The sequence below is a fragment of the Streptomyces spongiae genome (assembly GCF_009377185.1).
GTDB classification, from domain to species: Bacteria; Actinomycetota; Actinomycetes; order Streptomycetales; family Streptomycetaceae; genus Streptomyces; species Streptomyces spongiae.
The window spans coordinates 1-1839 of the sequence record NZ_VJZC01000998.1 but is presented as its reverse complement, the minus strand read 5'-3'; the positions used below and the strand labels follow the sequence as shown (position 1 = coordinate 1839).

1 protein-coding gene is annotated in these 1839 nt (G+C 70.5%); it reads right to left on the bottom strand.

The window, feature by feature from the left end; all coding sequences use genetic code 11:
• Positions 1-125: 125 nt before the first annotated feature.
• Complete coding sequence (locus tag FNH08_RS49535; protein ID WP_152778538.1) at positions 126-1667, bottom strand: VMAP-C domain-containing protein; 1542 nt, start codon at positions 1665-1667, stop codon at positions 126-128.
• Positions 1668-1839 lie beyond the last annotated feature (172 nt).

Sequence of the window (1839 nt, the reverse complement as noted above, 5' to 3'; positions counted from 1 at the left end):
GGGCGGAAGAGCCGGGGGTTCACCGGTGGGAGCCGCACCGGTGGCGTGGAAGAACCGCCAGGACGTGTGGCTTCCGGTGCCGTCCGCCCCGACGGTCTCCCGCTCGTGCTCGTACTCGTACTCGGTCACGCCGGTACCTCCTCGCAGTCGATGAGCCGGAACGGGTCGTCGTAGAGCAGGGCCACATGCCTGCCGGGAAGCTGTGCGCCGTTCTCGTCCGTCTCGGCCTTCATACGGAGCCGGTGGATCGTGACGGGCAGTTGGGCCGCGGGATAGGCGATGAACATGTCGAGCTGTGTCGGGACCTGCTGGAGCGCGGGATCCCGGCGATCCCACAGGGCCACTCCGACGCCCTCGGCGATGGCGGCCTTCAGCGGCTCCAGCGCCTGTCCTTCGAGCGCGGGGGCGTTGAGCGTCACGGCGGTCAGCTGCTGGTCCGCCACGAGCTTGTTGCGCCAGATCCGCAGTCCGGCCGTGTGGTCGCCGGCCCCGGCCGTCCAGCCGTGGGGGTGGGCCACGGCGGCGGCCCGGAGGGCCTTCCAGCGCAGGCGCCAGCGGCGCAGCTGCCCCGGATCACGGGCGCGCATCCGCTCCAGGCTGCGCAGATGGACGTAGTAGCGCAGTCCGATGGGGACCGCGCCGGAGCCGTCCGTGTCCGTGCCCAGGCCGGCGACGTCGTGGTTGAGCAGCGCGTAGGGCAGGACGAACTCGACGTGGACCGGGCTCGGGTCGTCGCCGGCGCAGTCCGCGGTCGCCCAGAACTCCTCGCCCAGGCGGATCGCCCGTTCGACGGCGGCGCCCAGCGACTGCATCGTGGTGCGCTCCGTGCTGCCCGCCAGCGGGGCCCAGTAGCCCGCGGTGGGGTTGACCCAGTGCCGTACGTAGATGTCGGGTGAGCCGTCCGCGGCGGGATCCACCATGATGGTCAGACATCGGGGGATCTCCTGGTCCGGTGGGCTCGCCGCCTCGATCTGTCTGCGGCGCCGCAGCAGCGTCTCCTGGACTCCGGCACGTGCCGACCAGGCGTCGCACCACCCGCGCAGCCGCTGCCGCTCGCTCTCTCCGGCAGTGAGTACGGCGGTGAGCTCCACCAGGAGCACGGCGGGAGGCAGCCCGTCGGCCTGGGCGTTGGCGTTCAGCAGGTGGTCGAAGAGCTCGGCGGGCGCGAGGTGGTGCGGGAGGTCCAGCCGTAACTCGTGGGCGAGCCGGTCGCGCAGCTTGTTCCGGTCGACTCCCGGGTGCCCGATGAGCAGCGCGCGCCCGTCGCTCACGTCCGTGGCTCCGAACGCCTCTAACAGCGGGAGCGGGAGGTCCGCTTCGGGTCTCCAGGTGCTCAGGACCCGCTCGCGTACGGTGCCCCCGACGTCGCTGCCCTCGTGCAGGACCACTGCGTAGAGCAGCGCCTCCACGGCTGTCTCCAGGTCCTCCTGGTCCCGTAGGACCGCTTGAACGAGGGCAACCGTGTCGTTACGGGCGTCCCGGCCCGGCAGGTCCACCGGGCGTTTGAGATAGTCGCCGACGCTCTGTCCGAAGAGCACCCGTTGGCCCGGGTCCCGAACACAGTCCAGCGCACAGAGCTCTTCGACGAGTAACAGATGCAGATGGGCCTTGGGCGGCAGCAGCCGCGGCGCGCTCAACATCACCGACCATCCCCCAGAAGTCGGCATGATTCCCCTTCTCGGTCCGCGAAGTTATCACGCCAATCTCATTGCCGTCGGGCGAACTGATCAATCGTCAAGCCGTGGCCGACCCCCGTCAAGCGGTGGGTCCCGGGTTACCGCTTTCGGGCGTGTCCGGGATCACAGGGTGGACGAACGGGGTGGCGGAATGCGGTGAGGG